17 protein-coding genes are annotated in these 18896 nt (G+C 71.7%); 11 read left to right on the top strand and 6 right to left on the bottom strand.

Annotated features, from left to right (window positions below; translation table 11 throughout):
* Positions 1–64: 64 nt before the first annotated feature.
* The 5 genes from IO36_RS22475 (at position 65) to IO36_RS22455 (ending at position 6018) form a co-directional block, all read left to right on the top strand.
* Positions 65–955, top strand: coding sequence for a GntR family transcriptional regulator (locus IO36_RS22475; protein WP_037622362.1), 891 nt, complete (start codon positions 65–67; stop codon positions 953–955).
* Positions 904–1692, top strand: coding sequence for an HAD family hydrolase (locus IO36_RS22470; RefSeq protein WP_078943367.1), 789 nt, complete (start codon positions 904–906; stop codon positions 1690–1692). Before IO36_RS22475 ends, IO36_RS22470 begins: the two co-directional genes overlap by 52 nt.
* A gap of 207 nt (positions 1693–1899) precedes the next feature.
* Positions 1900–2949: a phosphotransferase gene (locus tag IO36_RS22465; protein WP_245173416.1), complete on the top strand. Its 1050-nt coding sequence runs from the start codon at positions 1900–1902 to the stop codon at positions 2947–2949.
* A 36-nt stretch (positions 2950–2985) separates the two neighbouring features.
* Complete coding sequence (locus IO36_RS22460; RefSeq protein WP_037622356.1) at positions 2986–3615, top strand: TetR family transcriptional regulator; 630 nt, start codon at positions 2986–2988, stop codon at positions 3613–3615.
* Between the two features lie 264 nt (positions 3616–3879).
* Positions 3880–6018: a HelD family protein gene (locus IO36_RS22455; protein ID WP_051900820.1), complete on the top strand. Its 2139-nt coding sequence runs from the start codon at positions 3880–3882 to the stop codon at positions 6016–6018.
* A gap of 124 nt (positions 6019–6142) precedes the next feature.
* Here the strand turns inward: IO36_RS22455 and IO36_RS22450 are convergent, their stop codons facing one another.
* Positions 6143–7459, bottom strand: coding sequence for a hypothetical protein (locus IO36_RS22450; protein WP_037622355.1), 1317 nt, complete (start codon positions 7457–7459; stop codon positions 6143–6145).
* A 625-nt stretch (positions 7460–8084) separates the two neighbouring features.
* A complete protein-coding gene (locus IO36_RS22445; protein WP_037622487.1) occupies positions 8085–8555 on the bottom strand; it encodes a DIP1984 family protein in 471 nt (156 codons plus the stop codon).
* A 192-nt stretch (positions 8556–8747) separates the two neighbouring features.
* Between IO36_RS22445 and IO36_RS22440 the strand changes: the two genes are divergently transcribed.
* From IO36_RS22440 to IO36_RS22430, 3 genes are all read left to right on the top strand, one after another.
* A complete protein-coding gene (locus IO36_RS22440; RefSeq protein WP_037622354.1) occupies positions 8748–9245 on the top strand; it encodes a helix-turn-helix domain-containing protein in 498 nt (165 codons plus the stop codon).
* 57 nt (positions 9246–9302) lie between these two features.
* Positions 9303–9890, top strand: coding sequence for an ATP-grasp domain-containing protein (locus IO36_RS22435; RefSeq protein WP_037622353.1), 588 nt, complete (start codon positions 9303–9305; stop codon positions 9888–9890).
* 116 nt (positions 9891–10006) lie between these two features.
* On the top strand, positions 10007–10345 hold the full coding sequence (locus tag IO36_RS22430; protein ID WP_037622352.1) for a DUF2516 family protein: 339 nt from the start codon (positions 10007–10009) through the stop codon (positions 10343–10345).
* Positions 10346–10663: 318 nt separating this feature from the next.
* On the opposite strand, the gene IO36_RS22425 is transcribed toward IO36_RS22430, so the two are convergent.
* From IO36_RS22425 to IO36_RS22415, 3 genes are all read right to left on the bottom strand, one after another.
* Complete coding sequence (locus tag IO36_RS22425; protein WP_037622351.1) at positions 10664–12001, bottom strand: PP2C family protein-serine/threonine phosphatase; 1338 nt, start codon at positions 11999–12001, stop codon at positions 10664–10666.
* A gap of 496 nt (positions 12002–12497) precedes the next feature.
* Positions 12498–13589, bottom strand: a complete 1092-nt coding sequence (locus IO36_RS22420; RefSeq protein WP_037622350.1) for a C40 family peptidase — start codon at positions 13587–13589, stop codon at positions 12498–12500.
* Between the two features lie 294 nt (positions 13590–13883).
* The gene (locus IO36_RS22415; protein ID WP_245173425.1) at positions 13884–14621 is read right to left on the bottom strand and encodes a class I SAM-dependent methyltransferase; all 738 of its coding nucleotides are present in this window, start codon (positions 14619–14621) and stop codon (positions 13884–13886) included.
* Between the two features lie 596 nt (positions 14622–15217).
* On the opposite strand from IO36_RS22415, the gene mshA reads away from it, so the two are divergent.
* Positions 15218–16555: a D-inositol-3-phosphate glycosyltransferase gene (gene mshA, locus IO36_RS22410; RefSeq protein ID WP_209441248.1), complete on the top strand. Its 1338-nt coding sequence runs from the start codon at positions 15218–15220 to the stop codon at positions 16553–16555.
* A gap of 314 nt (positions 16556–16869) precedes the next feature.
* Entirely contained in the window at positions 16870–17361 is a 492-nt protein-coding gene (locus IO36_RS22405) for a type III secretion system chaperone family protein (RefSeq protein WP_037622349.1), read from the top strand.
* Positions 17362–17392: 31 nt separating this feature from the next.
* Here the strand turns inward: IO36_RS22405 and IO36_RS22400 are convergent, their stop codons facing one another.
* Positions 17393–18184: a helix-turn-helix transcriptional regulator gene (locus IO36_RS22400; protein ID WP_037622348.1), complete on the bottom strand. Its 792-nt coding sequence runs from the start codon at positions 18182–18184 to the stop codon at positions 17393–17395.
* A gap of 172 nt (positions 18185–18356) precedes the next feature.
* Here IO36_RS22400 and IO36_RS22395 point away from each other — a divergent pair, with 172 nt between their 5' ends.
* Entirely contained in the window at positions 18357–18800 is a 444-nt protein-coding gene (locus IO36_RS22395; protein WP_037622347.1) for a DUF2000 domain-containing protein, read from the top strand.
* The last annotated feature ends 96 nt before the right edge of the window (positions 18801–18896 follow it).

Here is an 18896-nt window from a genome sequence, read left to right as displayed (position 1 = left end):
ACTTGGTAAGTATCCATAAACAACTTTCGAGTAACTCCCCAAAGATGGGGCAGAGTTGTACCGTTTGGTCGTGACTCAGGAGAACGTTGTGGTGAGTGACAGCGACAGAAGGCGTTCGCCCCAGGAAATCGCCGACGTCCTGCGGGAGCGCATCCGCTCCGGCGAGCTGAAGGCGGGCGACCGGCTGCCCACCCAGGCGGGACTGGCCGAGGAGTTCGGCGTCGAGCGCGGCACGGTCCGCCTCGCCCTGCGCGAGCTCCAGCAGGCGGGACTGCTCAGCAACGTCAGCAAGGGCAGCCCGCCCCGGATCGCGGACGTCACTCCCCAGCGCAACGGGCCGCAGCCGACCATGGTGGGCCTCGCCCCGCGTCTCGCCGCGGCGTTCTCCGTTCCCCATGTGCGCATCGACGCGGCCTGCCTCACCGCGGAGACGTTGACGCTGGCGCTCGGTGAGCTGGTCCGCCAGATCCACGACGGAAAGATCCGCCCGGAGCGCATCGACGTCCGGATCCTCCTGCCCAGCAGGGACATCAACCTGGCGTTCCCCATCTCCGTCGATGTCGACGGCGACGGCGACGAGGACCCCGTCCACAAGCGCTGGCTGGAGCAGCGCAACGCCCAGGGCCACGTCCTGCGGCACAACCTCCAGGCGCTGCGCTCCTCCCACGGCATCAAGGTCCATGTGACCTTCCGGGCACTGCCGTTCACCCCGCCGGTGAAGCTGTACCTGCTGAACGGGACGGAGGCGCTGATGGCCTACTACATGATCGCCAGGCGCGAGGAGGAGATCTCGGACGAGGAGACGCTGGACATGTACGACACCCTCGGTGCCGAGTCCCTGCTCTTCTCCTTCGACGAAGAGGCCGGAGGCCGGGACGCCGCGTTTGTGAAGGAGTCTCAGAGGTGGTTCGACGCCCTCTGGGAAACCATCACCACGGACCTGAAACTCTCCTAGTGACTTCTGATACGACGCAGACTGATGTGGTGGCGACTCAGACGGAGAACCTGCGGAAGGCGATCGACCGGGCACGCTTCGTGCTCTTCGACTTCGACGGGCCGGTCTGCCGGCTGTACGCGGGGCACGCCGCCGAGAGGGTGGCCAGGGATCTGGTCGAGTGGCTCGAACGGCAGGGGATGCGCGGCCTGCTGACCCGGGAGGAGCGGGACCACCCCGATCCGCTGGCGGTGCTGCACGCGGTCGACCGGCGCCGACCGCGCAGCGACCTGGTGGCCGAACTGGAGGCGAGGTTCACCCAGCAGGAGCTGAAGGCGGTGGACAAGGCCTGGCCCACCGAGTACGCCGACGCGCTGATACGGACCTGGACGGCCGTCGGCGTCAGGCTGGCCATCACCACCAACAACTCGCCCCTGACCGCGGCCCGTTACCTGGACGGCCGCGGCCTGGCCGACTGCTTCACGCCCCACATCTACGGCCGCACCCAGGACCTGCGCCACCTCAAGCCCGATCCGAACTGCCTCAACCGGGCCCTGAGCGCCCTCGGCGCGGCCCCCTCGCAGGCACTCATGATCGGCGACACCACCTCGGACCTGCACGCGGCCGAGGGGGCGGGGGTCCCGTTCCTCGGCTACGCGCGTAACAAGGAGAGGGAGGAGCAGCTCCGCAAGGCCGGGGCCGAGCACGTGGTGGACTCGCTGGAGACGGTGCTCCGGGTTTTGAGGGGGCGGAGTTGAGGGAGCGGACCTGAAGGGCGTGCGCTGCCCCGAGGGGGTGAATGACGGGCCGACTCGCGCGTCGGCGGCCGCTCTTCTGGAATCATGCCCATGCGCGAGTGGCGACGGAGTACCGTTCTCCCCTCTTTTCTCTTTGATCTGCGGCAGCGTGAGAGAACGGTAATGGCCCCCGGAACGACTTCCCTGGCTCGTGAGCGAGCCGTTGAGTTGAGTGGCGACGAGAGCTTGGTCGAAGGGCCGCTCCAGGGCTACCACCATGAGACGTATGTCATCCCGCTGCCGGCCGAGGTAAAGGGAGCCGAACAGGGCCGCTGGAAATGCCGCGAGCCGCGACCCGACCCCCTGTGGTTCGACCGACGCTGTTTCGCGTCCGAAGAGCAGGTGCTCCGCGCGCTGGACGGGCGGATCGAGGGTGTTCCCGGCCTCATCCAGGCCGGTTCCGCCAGTCTCCAGCGGTTCATCGAGGGAACGACGCTGGGCGCATTGCATGGATCCGGCACTGAGATCCCATTCGCCCTCTTCGAGCAAATCGTCGCCCTTTTCCGGCAGTTGGCCGGCGTCAAAATCGGTTCGCTCGACGTGGAACGGACGTGCGTGCCCGAGGATCGGCCCGCCGACGGCAATACCGCCGGGTTTATGGAGCGGCTCATCGTGTTCACGGAAGACGGGGTATACCGAAGGAATATGCAGGACGAGGTCCTTTTTCGCGGCCTCGGTCTGGACGGCGATCCTTTCGGGATCCTTCGCGAACGCGTCTCAGGACTGACCGCACGCCCTTTTTGTCTCCTGCACGCTGATCTGCACCGCGAGAATTTCGTGGTCGACGCGGAGCGCCGGCTCTGGACGATCGACTGGGAGCTGGCGATGTTCGGCGACCCGCTCTACGACCTGGCCACCCATCTGTACCTGATGCGGTATCCGGCGGACCAGGAGCGCTGGATGACCAAGCACTGGTGCGAGGCCGTCGAAAGGGTCGCCCCCGGCAGCTCGGCCGGCTGGAAGGCGGACCTGCCGAAGCTGCTCGCTTTCAAGCAGGCTCAGTCCGTCTTCACCGACGTCATCAGGACGGCGCTGTCGCTGGAGGAGGTGGGCGGGGCGGTCGATGGAGATCTCCTCGATGCGGCGGGTGACAGGATCCTGACGGTGCTGGCCGCCGGGGCGGAACCGCTGGGGAGCGAGGTGCCGCCCATGGAGAAGGTCACCACCTCACTGGGCGAGTGGCTCGAGGCTCGGGCCCAGAGTCCCGACGCGCGGTAGCCGTCCGCGCCCCGACCGGTGCGTAGGCTCGTGGGTATGAGTGACACCGGACTGCGCGAGCGCAAGAGGCGGCGGATGTACCAGTCCGTCTCCGACATCGCCATCGGCCTCTTCCTGGAGAAGGGGTTCGACGCCGTGTCCGTCGCCGAGGTCGCGGCCGCCGCCGAGATCTCCAAGCCGACGCTCTTCCGGTACTTCCCGTCCAAGGAGGATCTGGTCCTCCACCGGTTCGCGGACCACGAGACCGAGGCCGCACGGGTCGTCGGGGAGGGCCGGGTCGCCGGGCTTTCCGCGATCGACGCCCTGCGCGCGCACTTCCTCGACGGTCTGCGCCGCGAGGACCCCGTCACCGGTCTCAACGATCACCCCGCCGTTCTCGCCTTCCACCAGCTGCTCTACGGGACGCCGTCGCTGGTGGCGCGCATGTACGGCTACCTGGAGCGGTCCGAGGCCGCGCTCGCCGAAGCTCTCGCCGAGCCCCTGGGTTCCGGGTCCGACGCGCGGCTCGCCGCCGGGCAGATCACGGCCGTGCGCCGCATCCTCGCCGAGCAGAACCTGCGGCGGATCGCGGCGGGGGAACCGGTGGCGGCCGTACGCCCGGGCGCGGAGGCGGCGGCCGAGCAGGCCTTCGCCCGGCTGGCGGCGGCCTTCCCCGAGCTCGCCTGATCCGCGACTCGGCGACTCCGCGACTCCGCGACTCCGCGTCTCCGTCGCCTGTCCGGCGCCTCGCCGGACCCGCCCCGCGCTTCGGCGTCCGTTCCGCCCGACCCCTCATGTCCCACCGGCGCGCACCCCCGCCCTACGGCACCCGCACCCGCCCCGCACCGGGCTGGGCCCCACTCATGCCCCCACCCGTCCCGACCACCACCCACTATGATGTGACTGGGTTAAAAGTGTTACCCGGTTAAGTATTCCGGTACGGTGGATGGAATGACGTTTCCCGACCCTGGCCCCGCCCCGCGGCCTGCCCCGGGCCTCCCCGCCCCGGACCTCCCGTCCGCCGACCGCTCGCTCGCCCGCTCCCTCGCCCGCGAACGCGCGTACCACGAGGTCTGCCGGGCGGCGCTCGCCGCGATGGTCGACGGTGCGCAGGAGCACGTCGTCACCGGGGAGGACGTCTCCGCCTCGGGCGCCGACGCCGAAGTGCTCGGGTATCAGCTGCGCAGCAAGGCCAAGGAGATGCGGGAGCTGCCCCGGGGTCCGCTGTTCTTCGGCCGGCTGGACTTCCAGAACACGCCCGGCGCGGCCGGCGACCACGCCGGGCAGAGCTATCACATCGGGCGGCTGCGGATCAGGGAGCACCCGGCCGCCCCTCCCCTCGTCGTCGACTGGCGGGCCCCCGTGTCGCGCGCCTTCTACCAGGCGGGCGCCCGCGACCCGCAGGGCGTCGCCGTCCGTCGCCGCTTCGGCTGGGCCCCCGGCGGCAGCGGGAACTCGGCCGACCTCACGGGTCTCGAGGACGAACCCCTCGCGGCCGGGCCGACGGAATCGGCCGTGGGCGGGAGCGCCGAGGGCGTGGCCGGGGCACCGGCGGGCTCGATCCTCGCCGAGGAGATCGAGCGCCCCCGCGTCGGCCCCATGCGGGACATCGCCGCCACCATCCAGCCCGAACAGGACGACCTCGTACGGGCCGAACTGGCCTCCTCGGTCTGTGTGCAGGGAGCCCCGGGCACCGGCAAGACGGCCGTCGGCCTGCACCGCGCCGCCTACCTCCTCTACACCCACCCGCAGCGCGTACGGCGCGGCGGCCTGCTGATCCTCGGCCCCAACCGCACGTTCCTGTCGTACATCGCGGAGGTCCTCCCCTCGCTCGGGGAGACCGGCGTGCGCCAGTCGACGATCGGGGAGGAGATCGCCGTCCGTCCGGTGACCGGAGAGGACGGCGAACGGGCCGCGGCCGTCAAGCACGACGCCCGGATGGCACGGGTGCTGCGCCGGGCCCTCTACGGCAACATCGGGACACCCGTCGACGACCTCGCCGTGCCGGACGGGACGTACCGCTGGCGCGTCCCCGTCGCCGTACTGCACCGCATCGTGGACGACGTACGCGCCGAGGAACCGCCGTACGCCGTCGGGCGCGAGCGGGTGCGGACCCGGGTCGTGCGGTACGTGCGGGAGCGGGCCGAACTGCGGGCCGGGCCGCAGACGAACGCCTGGGCGCAGCGGATCTCGCGGGCCCGTCCGGTCGGCGCGTACGTCGACGCGGTGTGGCCCCGGGTGCGCCCCGAAGAACTGCTCGCCCGGCTCCTCACCGACGCCGGGGCGCTGGAGCGGGCGGCCGGGGGGATCCTCGACGCGCAGGAGCGGGAGGCGGTGCTGTGGGCGAAGCCGCCGCGGTCGTGGAAGTCCGCGCGGTGGTCGGCCGCCGATCTCGTCCTGCTCGACGAGATCGCCGGGCTGATCGAACACCCCGAGGGATACGGCCACTTGGTGATCGACGAGGCGCAGGACCTGTCGCCGATGGAATGCCGGGCCATCGCGCGGCGGGCGTCCTTCGGATCGCTGACCGTACTCGGGGACCTCGCGCAGGGCACGACCCCCTGGGCGGCGCGGGACTGGGGCGAACTCCTCGCCCATCTGGGCAAGCCGGACGCGGCGGTCGTTCCGCTGACGGTCGGGTTCCGGGTGCCCGGGGCCGTCGTCGAACTCGCCAACCGGGTGCTCGGCCTTCTGGACGTGGCCGTCCCCCCGGCCCGGTCGCTGCGCAGGGACGGCGAGTTGAGGATCCGGCCGACGTCCGACCTGCCGGCCGAGACCGTCGCGGCGGTACGGGAGGCCCTGGGCTCCGAGGGGTCCGTCGGGGTCATCGCGGCGGAGGCGGACACCGCGAGGGTGCGGGAGGCGCTCGCGGCGGCCGGAATCCCCTTCGCCGGGGCCGACGAGCCCGGCGCCCGGATCGCGGTGCTGCCCGCGAGTCTGGCCAAGGGCCTGGAGTACGACCATGTCGTGGCGGTGGAACCGGCAGCGATCGCGGAGGCCGAGGCGCGCGGTCTGCACCGGCTCTACGTGGTGCTGACCCGCGCGGTCTCGCGCCTGGACGTGATCCACGCCCGCCCGCTGCCCTGGTGACCCTGACGTGGCCCGTGCCCAGGGCCGGCCGGCCGACTTCCGGCGTGTCCAGGGTGGGACAGGCCGGCCGACTGCCGGTGTCCCGCCCTGGACGGGACGCCCTCGGGTCCGCGCGCCGTACTGGTTACCGCCGGGCCGCGCGGCGACGTACGAGCACGACCGCGCCCGCACCGGCCGCCACGGCCGCCGCCGCGGCGCCCACGAGCGGCAGCGCCGGTCCGGAACCGGTGGCGGCGAGGTCGCCACCCGTGGCGGAGGTGCTCCCCGAGGATCCGTTGGCCGAGGAGCCGCCGGTGGTTCCCGAACCGCCGCCGGCCGTCCCGGATCCCCCGGTCGTCCCGCTCCCGCCGGTGGAGCCCGACCCGCCCGCGGAGCCGCTCCCGCCGCTCCCGCCGGTCGCCCCGGAACCCCCCGCCGAGCCACCGCCCGCCGATCCGCTGCCACCCGTCGTCCCGCTGCCGCCCTCGACGCGGAGCAGGATGTCGGCCTTGTCGTTCGCCTTGTTCACGTCGTACGGGCGGGATTCGGCGTTGAGGGCCACCGAGCCCTTGGCTCCCGCCACCGCTTTGTTGATCTTCAGCTTGAAGGAGTAGGTGTTCACCTGGCCCTCGTTCACCCAGAACTGAGCGACGCCGCAGGAGTAGGTACCGGCTGCCGGGGTGTCGCAGTACTTGAGTCCCTTGACCACGGTCGTACCCGCCGGGATCTTGATCACGGTCCTGGTCGGCACCAGGTCCGGCATGCTCAGCACCCACGCGGGACCGGCGTTGGTGAACTTCACGTTGACGTCGACCGTGTCGCCGACCCGGCCCTTCAGTTCCGTTCCGGACACCTGGTAGTCGGCCGTGTTCACCGCGTTCACCCACACCCGGGCCGCGGCGTGGCCCTCCGAGCCGCTGCCGGACAGAACGGCGCCGGGCCGCTCCACCAGCTTCGATGCAGGAGCGGTTCCGCGCACGGGCCTGTGGGCGTACTCATCGCCGCCGGGGTATTCGTAGTCCCAGAGTTCGACGGTGAGCCGGTCGTGCAGCGCCTTGTCGAGGGCCTTGATGGGCAGCTTGTCGGGGGCGTAGACGACACCGGGCTCGACGGTCTGGTCGAACTCGCAGGTCAGCAGGGTTCTGGGCGGCAACTCGTCGTACTCGCCGATGTCCCACCGCACGCAGTTCGAGGGCACGTCGGCGAAGTCCAGCCCCCGGGTGACGTAGTACCACGCATAGACCTTGTCCAGCGCCTTGGCGCCCGTGGTGCCGAAGGTGGCCGGCGCATCGAAGGTGCTTCCCGGCTTCACTCCGTCGACGGGCGAGACGTTCAGCACCAGCCCGGTCCCGGAGCCGTCGGCCATGGCGCAGGGCGCGCTGCCCAACGTCATCAGCGCACCGGCGCCGAGAACGCCGACGGCCGTGCGAAGGGTGCGGAGGGTGGGTCCGGAGCGGGGCATGCGGCGACCTCTGGGATGAAGTGGGGGAAACAGAAGGCGAATTGCGGGTGTCGCAGTTCCGTAGTCCAGACCCACGCCGACATCGAACAGTTGTACAGGTTCCGCCGCTGTCCGTTCCCGGACTGCTTGGGAGTGTCTCGACTACGTCGCCATGGAGGCCTATGGACTGCTCACCGGCACTGATGACGAGTGCGGCGACGCATTCCATGAAGCCGTCGAAGTCGAGCAGGGCGCTGCAGCCGACGATCCAGGGCCCCGAGGCGAGCGGTGGGACGTGCGATGCGAAGACGAGGCGATGCGCAAACTGCCCAGGCTGAGCGTGATGTTTCCCCTCCGGCCACTGGCCCGGTAGGCGTGAAGGTGCAAGGGACGGCTCAGCTGTCCATGGTGCTGCGATGTGGAAAGCCCCGAACCCGCCCTCACCGCTTCGGATCTGCACGTGGTGATGTGCTGTGCGATGTGCACCTTTACCTGTACGCCATGCTGAGCTGCACTGTTGATGGGGAGTCGAACCCCCGCGTTGCTCTTCACGCGCCAGGAGTGGGCCGGAAATCCGCCGGCCCTCGGTGTGTGCACGCCTCCGAAGCGGCTACCTGCTCCACATCGTCCTTGTCTGCTGGGCTACTCAGTCCAGCAGATCCACCTCCCAGTTCGTGCGCTGGATCCGCACGTCGACCTCGCGGATCTCCCGCGCGAGGGCATCTGCCTGACCGCGCAGTTCCGCGACCGGAAGCGCGGAAAGCATCATCAGCTCCGACCGGAGCTGCCGGCCGTATCCCCGCTCGCCGCTACCCGCTGCCGCATCCGCCGCCGCGGTGACCACGGAGTGACGCAACCGCAGGACATCCCGGCGTGCGAGGGCATCGGTGAGCGTCCCGTCGGGACCCATCTCCACCGTGGCGTTGGTCCGGTTGATCCGCCGGATCAACGTTTCCAGAGTGCTCAGCACCTCACCGGCCTCAGCCAACAACTGGGCGGCATCCTCGGCGGGTGTCTCCCCCTCCTGGTACCGCGCACTGCTGACGACGCGCGCTCGCAACTGTTCTACGCGGCGCGTCGCCTCCGCACGTTCCGCCAGTGCCTCGGCAAGCTTCACCGTCTCCACCTCCCCGTCCATGAACTCGCACGAGTATAGGAGTGAGGAACGGCTCACAGGCACTTGGATTTTGACCCGCAGGGGCCCTGACCAGGCACTGGAGTGAGAGAGGGCGGCCGTGCCCTGGAGGCGTGACACACTTTTGCAAGCGGGTGCTTGCAAAAGTTAGCGAGGGTGGGGCATGGTGGGGGCATGGCATCGCTCAACGTCGGCAATCTCGGTGAGTACCTGCGGGAACAGCGGCGCAGCGCGCAGCTGTCGCTGCGGCAGCTCGCCGACGCCGCCGGGGTGTCCAATCCGTATCTGAGCCAGATCGAGCGCGGGCTGCGCAAGCCGAGCGCGGAGGTGCTCCAGCAGGTCGCCAAGGCGCTGCGGATCTCCGCCGAGACGCTGTACGTGCGGGCCGGCATCCTCGACGCCGAGCGGGACCGGGACGAGGTGGAGACGCGTGCAGTCATCCTCGCCGATCCCACGCTGAACGAGCGGCAGAAGCAGGTGCTGCTCCAGATCTACGAGTCCTTCCGCAAGGAGAACGGATTCGAGGTCGCGCCGGCGGACGAGACCGGTCACGGCACCGGCGCACCCGGTACTCAGGACACGCAGGACACCCAGCCTTCACCGGACACCGCCGTCCGAGGCCCCCGCACGGCCGACGGCAGCGATGCCGGTCCGCAGCAGACCGCGAGTTGACCGCGTTGCGGACCAATCAAACCCTCAGCTGAAAGCGATCACGGGAGGACCATCGCCATGGCCATCACCGACGACATCCGCAAGGCCGCCACGGACCCGACCCCGCTCTACTTCCTCGCCGGCACCGCCGACCTGGCCGTTCAGCAGGCGAAGAAGGTCCCCGGCATCGTGGAGCAGATCCGCGCCGAGGCCCCGGGCCGGATCGACAACGTGAAGAACATCGACCCCAACGCCGTCCAGGAGAAGGCCACCGCCCGCGCCAAGGTGGCGCAGGAGAGCCTGCAGGCCAAGGTGACGGAGATCCTCAGCACCCTCGACACCGACCTGAAGAAGCTCGGCGAGTCCGCCCAGGACTTCGCCCTGCGCGGTGTCGGCGTCGCCGCCGAGTACGCCGTGAAGGCCCGCGAGACGTACGAGAAGGTCGCCGAGCACGGCGAGCAGACCGTGCGGACCTGGCGCGGCGAGGCCGCCGAGGAGATCGAGGACTTCGCCATCGCCGTCGAGCCGAAGGCCGAGCCGGTCGAGGTCAAGGAAGAGGCGAAGCCGGCGGCCGCCGCCGAGGACGCCCCCGCCAAGAAGAGCCCGGTGAAGAAGGCCCCGGTTCGCAAGCCGGTCGCCAAGAAGACGACTCCGCCCGCGAAGTAGCCGAGCGCGGAGACATGATTCCGCCGTGCGCGGACGGGCCGGGCACTCTCTGAGTTCCCGGCCCGTTCTCCGGGTACGGTGGCCGTACAGACGACTCGATCGGGGCGGTGGGCATTGTGCTGATGACGGCATTCGGCGGTCTGATGTGGCTGATCTTCACAGCCATCCTCGTACTCGCCGTGGTGGCCTTCGTCCTGGCCGCCATCGCCCGCGAGGACGCCTACCGCGCCGCCGACAAGCAGAACAAGATGTTCTGGCTGATCATCCTCGGCGTCACCGTCGCGGTGAACCTGCTGGCGCCGTACCTCTTCCTGCAGCTCGCGGGCCTGGTCGCCACGATCGTCTTCTTCGTCGACGTCCGCCCCGCCCTGCGCCAGGTCTCCGGCGGCGGCCGAGGCCGCCGAGGCGGCAGCAGCAGCGACGGCCCGTACGGCCCGTACAACGGCGGCAGGTAAACCCTTTCCGGGCCCGGGACGGACTGAGCACGCTCACCACCACTCACCCGCAGCCGGGCGCCCACGCGAAGCCCACGACCCCGTCACGACGGGCGTCAGCCACCGCGCACCCGCAGCCGGGATCCGGCGCGAGGGGACGTGCCGGTACATCAGATGCCCGTATCCGGACGGATCGGAAGCAACCCGCGCCTCACAACGCCCCTGGGATCCATTCGGACACGGGCGGATGTACCGGCGCGGCCCCGACCCACCCACCGGCCCGGACCCGCGACGCAACCGGCCCGGACCCGCACCGGACCCGAACCGCCGAGCCCGACGTCAGCGACGGCCAGGGAGCCGGTCCAGCAGCAGCACCGCCACGTCGTCCGCCAGCTCCCCACCATTGAGCTCGCGCGCCTCGTTCACCGCAGCCCGCAGCAGATCCTCCCCCTGCAGCCCCTGCGCGAGCTGGCGCCGGACCATGTCCACCATGCCGTCCAGCCCCAGCCGCTCCTTGCCCACGCCGGTGTGCCCCTCGATCAGACCGTCGGTGTAGAGCATCAGACTCCACGCGGCACCGAGTTCCACCTGCATGCGCGGCCAGCGCGCGTTCGGGAGCAGACCGAGCGCGGGCCCGTTGTTCTCGTACGGCAGCAGCTCGGCGCGCCGGCCCGGCCGGGCGATCAGCGGCGCCGGGTGCCCGGCGAGACAGAGCCCCGCACGGCGGCCGTCCGGCGCGATGTCCACGGTGCACAGCGTCGCGAAGATCTCGTCGTTCTCGCGCTCGTGCTCCAGCACCTGCTGGAGGGTGGAGAGCAGTTCGTCCCCGCACAGCCCCGCGAACGTCAGCGCGCGCCAGGCGATGCGCAGCTCCACACCGAGCGCCGCCTCGTCAGGACCGTGCCCGCAGACGTCACCGATCATCGCGTGCACCGTGCCGTCGGCCGTGCGCACGGTGTCGTAGAAGTCGCCGCCGAGCAGCGCGCGCGAGCGGCCCGGGCGGTAGCGCGCGGCGAAGCGCAGCGAGGAGCCCTCCAGGAGCGGGGTCGGCAGCAGCCCGCGCTCGAGGCGGGCGTTCTCCTGAGCGCGGAGCTTGGACTCGGTGAGCCGGCGTTCGGCCTTGTCGGAACGTTTCCGCTCGACCGCGTACCGGATCGCGCGGCTCAGCAGCCGGCTGTCCAGCTCGTCGCGGAAGAGATAGTCCTGGGCGCCGACGCGCACCGCCTCCGTGCCGCGCTCGGCGTCGCCGGACGCGGTGAGCGCGAGGACGGCGTGGCCGGGGGCGAGCCGCAGGACGTGCTTGAGCGTCGCCAGCTCGTCGGTGCCCTCCGCCGCCCGGCCCGGCGCGGGCAGCGCGAGGTCGAGCAGGATGCAGTGGACGTCGTCGGTGAGCAGCCGCTCGGCCTCGGTGAGGTTGCGGGCGGTCCGGACGCGGATCGGCTTGCCGGCCGCGTCGAGCATCTCGGGCACGCCGAGCGAACCCGCCGGGTCGTCTTCGATGACGAGGAGGGTCAGATGGGTGGTGCCGGTGATCGAGGTCGTGGCGCGGGCTTCCGTTGCGGTGCCGGCGGGGCCGCCGGTGATGTCTCCGGATGGGCCGCCGGGTGAGAACACGGCTTGAGCCTGACCACTCTCCACGGCCGGGATCGCTCTCTGCCGCGGTACGGGTACGGGCATCGTCTGGGTTCCTTCCCTCCCCCCGAGGGCGTGGTGGGCGAAGGACCTCGACCCACCGACGGGGACCATAGCGCCCGCCGGTGCCGCAGCGGAATGGCGTACGGCGCGGCGCCGGGCAAAGGGCCACCGTCATATGCCGCATCCCGTACCGCACTTGGACAGGACGCGGCTCCTGCCGGGATGACGAAGGTCACGTCCCCGGGGACGAGGAGCGGAAGCCGCCGTGCCGCAGGTCACGTGCGGTGCGTCACGCGCCGCCCCTGCGCTGCCGCACAAGTCGGACCACCGGCCCGGCCGCGCGCCCCGACGCGCGCCGGATCACAGGCCCAGCCGCCTGCCGGGCGACTCACCCAGCCACACGCGGACCACCCGCCCGGCCACGCACCCGGCCACGCGTCCGGGAGCCCGGCCACCCGCTCGGCCAGGCACCGCACCCGGCCACGCACCGCACCCGGCCACGCGTCCAAGACCACGCACCGGAACCACCCGACCGGGACTACGCGTCCGGCCGGACAACCCCCAGGATCTGCATGGAACCCGCCCCCGTGATCGTCACCGTGCGTCCGGGGCGCGGGGCGTGGACGATCGCGCCGTCCCCGATGTACATCCCGACATGGCTGGCGTCGTCGAAGTAGATGATGAGGTCGCCGGGGCGCATGTCCTTGATGTCGACGTGCTTGAGCTGCTTCCACTGCTCCTGCGAGGTGCGGGGGATGGGGTGGCCGGCCGCGGCCCAGGCCTGGGAGGTGAGCCCCGAGCAGTCGTACGTCTTCGGGCCCTCGGCGCCCCACTCGTATGGCTTGCCGATCTGATCGGTCGCGTATTTCACGGCCTTCTTGCCCTGCTCGGACGCGTCGCTCTTGATGTCGGAGAGGACGCCGGAGCTCAGCCAGACGGTCTGCGCCTGGTGGGCGGCCTCCTCCTCCAGCTTGGCGAGCCGCTCCTTCTCCTTCTTCTCCAGCCGGGACTCCAGCTTCTCGGCGTCGGAGATCCGCTGCTTGATCTTCTTCTTGGCCTCGGCCCTGACCTCGCGGTCGGCCTCCAGCTTCCGCCACTGCGTGGAGGCGTCCTTCGCGTACTGGCGCAAGTCCTGCTGGGTGCGCGCCATCTCGTCGAGCAGCCCCTTGGTGGCGTGCTCGCCCATCCGCACCCGGCCCGCGCCGTCCAGGAACTGCTGGGGGTCGTCGCTCAGCCACAGCCGCGCCTCGGGCGGCAGCCCGCCGCCCCGGTACTGCGCGCGGGCCGCGGCACCGGCGCGGTCCTTCAACGCGTCCAGCTTCGCCTGGCCCTTGACGATCTGCTGGGCCAGCCCGACGATCTCGGCGGACTGCTTCCGGGTCTTCTCCTCGGCCGCGTTGTACGCGTCCGTGGCGACCGCCGCGTCGTGGTAGAGCTTGTCGAGCTTCTTGCGGACCGCTTCAAGGTCCTTGTTGCTGACGGGTGTCGGGGTCGCCGAGGGCGTCCTGGTCGGCGCAGGCTTCGGTTCCGGTGTGGCGTAGGCCGTCCCTGGCGACGCCAGCACCACGCAGGCGCATGCGCAGGCCAGCGCCATGGCCGCCGTGGTCAGACTCCACTTGCCGGATCCCATCCCCGCCCCCATCTGATTTACCGTCAGTAACTTGTGGATGCCTGAGGGATCGTGCCATGTCGGCGCGCAATGCGACAGAGCCGGGCAAGAACTCCCTTCCCCTCGCGCGCGAGGAGGGCGGGAACTCCCTTCCCCGGGGCCCCCGTCGGCATGACGATCTCACCCCCCGGCCTGTGTGACGTGCGACTCACCGAGATCGTTCCCCGCAGGTCACACGCCGGCCGTCTCCCGGACGCCACCGCGTCCCCGCCGGGCCCGCGGCACGCGGGCATCCCTCGGCACGCGCGCGCAGTGTCAGACCCTGGGCGCCAACGCCTCCCAGCGAAGCGTCACTTCGCCCTGGCGCCAGCGGGTGCTCCGGTCCACGACCGGCCAGTCGGCCGTCAGGTCGCGGACCGTCCGTATCCAGCGCTGCCGCGCGCCGTACGAGGCGTACGGCGCGGCCGCAGCCCAGGCGCGGTCGAAGTCGCGCAGGAAGGAGTGCACGGGCTCGCCCGGCACATTGCGGTGGATGAGCGCCTTCGGCAGCCGCTCGGCGAGGTCGGACGGACGGTCCAGCGACCCGAGCCGGGTGGCGAAGGTGACCGTGCGCGGTCCTTCCGGGCCGAGCGCGACCCATACGTGCCGACGGCCGATCTCGTCGCAGGTGCCCTCGACCAGCAGTCCGCCCCGGGTGCCGGGACCGGCCGGCGCGAGCCTCGCGCAGAGCCGCCGCCAGACCTCGGCGACCTGCTCCTCGTCGTACTGGCGCAGGACGTTCGCCGCCCGGATCAGCTGCGGCCGGCCCGGTACCGGGACCTCGAAGCCGCCGTGCCGGAACGCGAGGCCCTCGCGTTCGTACGGACGGGCGGCGGCGACGCGGGCCGGTTCGATCTCGATGCCGACGACCCGGGTGCGGGGCGCGGCGGTGCGCAGACGGGTCAGCAGCTCGACCGCGGTCCAGGGCGCGGCGCCGTACCCGAGGTCGACGGCCACCGGATCCGCCGCCCTGCGGAGTTCGGCGCCGTGCACCGCCGCGATCCAGCGGTCCATGCGGCGCAGGCGGTTGGGGTTCGTCGTCCCGCGCGTCACCGTGCCCACCACGGCGGTGCTCGCGCTCGAGCGGGGCCGAGAGTGGGGGAGGGATGCGGGACGGGTCGTCATGCGTACGAGAGTAGGCGGCCCCGGCGAGGCCCGGTGACCCTGTGGACAACCCTCGGCGCGACGCGACCGCCCCTGTGGAAAACCGACCCGCCGGCCGCACTCGGCCGACCTCGGATCCGCACCTCGGCCGACCTCGGATCCGCACCTCGGCCCCGGCGGCGCACCTCGACCTCGGCCCCGCGCCTCGCCACCGGCCGCGCACCGCGGCGGCCCACCTCGGCCCCCTCGGCGGATCCCCTGCCCCCGCCCCTGTCCTTGCCCCGGGTCCCCGCACCAGGCCCCCGCCCCGGGCGGCGGACCCCGAAAGCCTCCGGCGGTGACCTGGGCGAACGGAGAAGCAGACGCACCCGAACCTCGAACGGTTGAGCGATAAGGGGTAATGATTCGGCAAAGGGGAAATGGGGCGGGCCTCCGTGGCGTTCCACCTGCTGGAGGGCGTGACACGTCCTCCGACCGGCATGCCCGCAAGCGAGGAGGACCGCCACGTGAGCCAGTACGTCAGCAGGCTCGGGCGTCGCTCACCTGCGGCGGCCTCGCGGCTCAGACTGCACCGCAGGCCCCGGCGCGTGGCCATGCTCTCCGTGCACACCTCGCCCCTGCACCAGCCCGGCACGGGCGACGCGGGCGGCATGAACGTCTACATCGTCGAACTCGCCCAGCGGCTCGCCGCGATCAACATCGAGGTCGAGATCTTCACGCGAGCCACGACCGGGGCCCTTCCCCCGGCCGTCGAACTGGCTCCGGGCGTCCTCGTCCGGCACGTCGACGCGGGCCCGTACGAGGGCCTCGCCAAGGAGGACCTCCCCGCCCAGCTGTGCGCCTTCACCCATGGCGTCATGCAGGCCTGGGCCGGGCACCGCCCCGGTTACTACGACCTCGTGCACTCCCACTACTGGCTCTCGGGCCACGTCGGCTGGCTGGCCGCGGAACGCTGGGGCGCGCCCCTCGTGCACGCGATGCACACCATGGCCAAGGTCAAGAACGCGGCGCTGGCCGAGGGCGACACTCCCGAGCCCGCCGCCCGTGTCATCGGCGAGACCCAGATCGTCCGCGCGGCCGACCGCCTCATCGCGAACACCGCGGAGGAGGCCGACGAGCTCGTACGCCACTACGGGGCGGCGGCCGGCAGCGTCGCCGTCGTCCACCCGGGCGTCAACCTCGACCGCTTCCGTCCCGCCGACGGCCGTGCCGCCGCCCGTGCGCGGCTCGGTCTCCCGCAGGACGCGCTGATCCCCCTCTTCGCGGGCCGCATACAGCCCCTGAAGGCTCCCGACGTGCTGCTGCGCGCGGTCGCCGTGCTGCTCGACGAGCGGCCCGACCTGCGCGGCCGGATCGTCGTCCCCGTGGTGGGCGGTCCGAGTGGCAGCGGACTCGCCAAGCCGGAAGGGCTCCAGAAACTGGCCGCGCGGCTGGGCATCGCCGACGTCGTGCGATTCCGGCCGCCCGTCGGCCAGGACCAGCTCGCGGACTGGTTCCGGGCCGCCTCGGTGCTGGTCATGCCCTCGTACAGCGAGTCCTTCGGGCTGGTGGCCATCGAGGCGCAGGCGGCCGGTACGCCGGTGCTCGCGGCCGAGGTCGGAGGTCTGCCGGTGGCCGTGCGCGACCAGGAGACCGGCTTCCTCGTCCAGGGCCACCATCCCGCGGACTACGCGCGCGTGCTGCGCGCGTTCGCCGACGACGAGAGCCTGGTGCCCCGGATGGGCGCCGCCGCGGCGCGGCACGCGGAACGCTTCGGCTGGGACACCGCGGCGGCGGAGACGGCGGACGTGTACGCGGCGGCGACCCAGGACCACCGGCGCCGTCTGCGGGCGCATCACGCCTGATGCGCGGGGCGGTCCGGGGCGACGGGTGCCGTCTGAGCGCTCATCACGCCTGACGCGCGGGGCAGTCCGGGCCCACCACGCCTGACGCGCCCGGCGGCCCGGGACCACGGGTGCCGCCTGCGGCCCCACCACGCCTGACACGGGTGGGGGCCGGGACCACCGGCCCCGCCCCCGGGACCCACCCCGCCCCACGAGCGCAACGCACGCACCCCCACGCCGTCGGCAAGCCCCGAACGCACCCCCGACATCGGCCACCGTCCCCGCACGTGCCACCGGGCGCGTCGCCCCCGGTGCCGGTCACGTACGCTCGGGCCATGGCTGACGCAGGGTCGATCATCGAGCGGGTTCTCACCGAGGCCGAGCTGGAGTGGGAGAGTCCCGCGGCGGGCTCGTACGTCGTGAAACTGCCCGGCACCCGCAAGCTCTCGACGACGGTCTCGCTGATCGTCGGCAAGCACTCCCTGTCGCTGAACGCGTTCGTGATCCGCCACCCGGACGAGAACCACGCGGCGGTCCACCGCTGGCTCCTGGAGCGCAATCTCAAGCTCTACGGGGTCGCCTACGCGGTCGACCCGCTCGGGGACGTCTATCTGACCGGCAAGCTGCCGCTGGCCGCCGTCATCCCGGAAGAGGTGGACCGTCTCCTCGGGTCCGTCCTCGAAGCCGCCGACGGTGCCTTCAACACCCTGCTGGAACTCGGGTTCGCCTCCGCGATCCGCAAGGAGTACGCCTGGCGGGTGTCCCGGGGTGAGTCGACGCGCAATCTGGACGCGTTCGCGAACCTGACGCAGCGCCCCAGCAGCTGACCCCCCGCGCCCAGGGAGGTTCTGCCCCATCTCACGGGCGGGCGTAGCGTCCCGGGGTCACTCCCACCAACCGGCGGAAATGCCGGGTGAGATGGGACTGGTCGTAGAAGCCGGTCAGGGCGGCGACCTCGCCCGGCGGGCGTCCGTCGAGGAGCAGACGGCGGGCGCGGTCCACGCGACGGGACATCAGGTACTGGTGCGGGGCGATGCCGAACGCGCCGCTGAACGCCCGTACCAGGTGCGCGGGATGGGCGTGCACGAGCCGGGCTGCCTCCTCCAGGGCGATCCCCTCCACGACCCGTTCGTCGAGGAGTTCACGCAGCCGGCGGGCCAGCGGCCGGTCCTCGTACGGGGTGGGGAGGGGCGTCCGCGGGCGGAGCAGCCCGCGCAGCCGGTCGGCGATCAGCGTCAGCCTGCTGTCCGCCTCCAGTTCGTCCCCGGGGTGGGCGAGCGCCGTGTGCAGCCGGGCGACGCGGCTCCGCAGGACGGGGTCCGCCAGATCGGGCCCGTCCACCGCGGGGCCGATGAGGTCGTCGGCCAGGCGTGAGCCGTCGAGGTAGAGGACCCGCTTGCGGAAACCGTGCTCGGTGGCGGGTGCGCCGTTGTGCGGGATGTGCGGGGGCAGCAGGGTCACCGTGTCGCGCGGGGTGCCGTGCTCGTGCCGGTCGAGGTCGTAGCGGACGGCGCCGTCGTCGACGATCAGCAGGGTCCACGCCTCGTGCACGTGCATCGGGTACGCGTACCCGGTGTAGTGCGCGTGGAAGACCTCGACGACACCCGGGACGCCGGGGCGCCACGCGGAGGTCTCACGCCGAGTGGTCACGCAAAGAACGTACAAGACGACGGCGTACGCAGGTCGGCAGTCTCATGGCATGAGTAGCGAGAACGAGACGAGCCCGGTCGGTGACGGTGCGAGCGGCGGAACGAATGGGCCTGTGCCCGGTACGACGAGCGGGCCCGCACCCGGTGCGGTGGGTGGGCCCGCGCGCGGTGCGGTGGGTGGGACGGGCCTTGCGGAGGCCGCACCCGTCCGCTTCGACACCAAGATCACCGTCGTCCTGCGTGACGACCTGGAGCCCTGGCAGCGGCTCAATGTGACCGCCTTCCTCGTCAGCGGCCTGGGGACCACCGTCCCCGAGGTGATCGGGCAACCGTACGAGGACGCCGACGGGGTCTCCTACCTGCCGATGTTCCGGCAGCCGGTCCTGGTCCTGGAGGCGTCGAAGGAGACACTGACCGCCGCCCACGCCCGCGCCCTGTCCCGGGCGCTCCCGCGCGCGGTCTTCACGTCGGACCTCTTCGCCACGGGCAACGACCGGGACAACCGCGCGGCGGTACGGGCGGTGCCGACCGCCGAGCTGGACCTGGTGGGACTCGCGGTGTACGGGCCGCGGAACGCGGTGGACAAGGTGGTCAAGGGGGCGCGGATGCATCCGTGAGGTGGCCCCCGGGGTCGTCAGGGGCGTCTGTGGTCCGGGGTGCCCGGGCGCGGCAGGCCCTGGCCGGGGGCTTTGTCGGCCCCGGGCCCTTGGGCC

It is taken from the genome of Streptomyces aureus, from assembly GCF_000725495.1.
Classification (GTDB): Bacteria; Actinomycetota; Actinomycetes; order Streptomycetales; family Streptomycetaceae; genus Streptomyces; species Streptomyces aureus_B.
This window is presented reverse-complemented; position numbering and strand designations above follow the sequence as displayed.

Excerpts from the sequence above, each read along its gene's own strand:
- IO36_RS22450 (WP_037622355.1), bottom strand. The coding sequence starts at position 7,459 with ATGCCCCGCTCCGGACCCACCCTCCGCACCCTTCGCACGGCCGTCGGC.
- IO36_RS22420 (WP_037622350.1), bottom strand. The coding sequence starts at position 13,589 with ATGGGATCCGGCAAGTGGAGTCTGACCACGGCGGCCATGGCGCTGGCC.
- IO36_RS22435 (WP_037622353.1), top strand. The coding sequence starts at position 9,303 with ATGGCCATCACCGACGACATCCGCAAGGCCGCCACGGACCCGACCCCG.
- IO36_RS22415 (WP_245173425.1), bottom strand. The coding sequence starts at position 14,621 with ATGGACCGCTGGATCGCGGCGGTGCACGGCGCCGAACTCCGCAGGGCG.
- IO36_RS22425 (WP_037622351.1), bottom strand. The coding sequence starts at position 12,001 with ATGCCCGTACCCGTACCGCGGCAGAGAGCGATCCCGGCCGTGGAGAGT.
- IO36_RS22460 (WP_037622356.1), top strand. The coding sequence starts at position 2,986 with ATGAGTGACACCGGACTGCGCGAGCGCAAGAGGCGGCGGATGTACCAG.
- IO36_RS22440 (WP_037622354.1), top strand. The coding sequence starts at position 8,748 with ATGGCATCGCTCAACGTCGGCAATCTCGGTGAGTACCTGCGGGAACAG.
- IO36_RS22455 (WP_051900820.1), top strand. The coding sequence starts at position 3,880 with ATGACGTTTCCCGACCCTGGCCCCGCCCCGCGGCCTGCCCCGGGCCTC.
- IO36_RS22405 (WP_037622349.1), top strand. The coding sequence starts at position 16,870 with ATGGCTGACGCAGGGTCGATCATCGAGCGGGTTCTCACCGAGGCCGAG.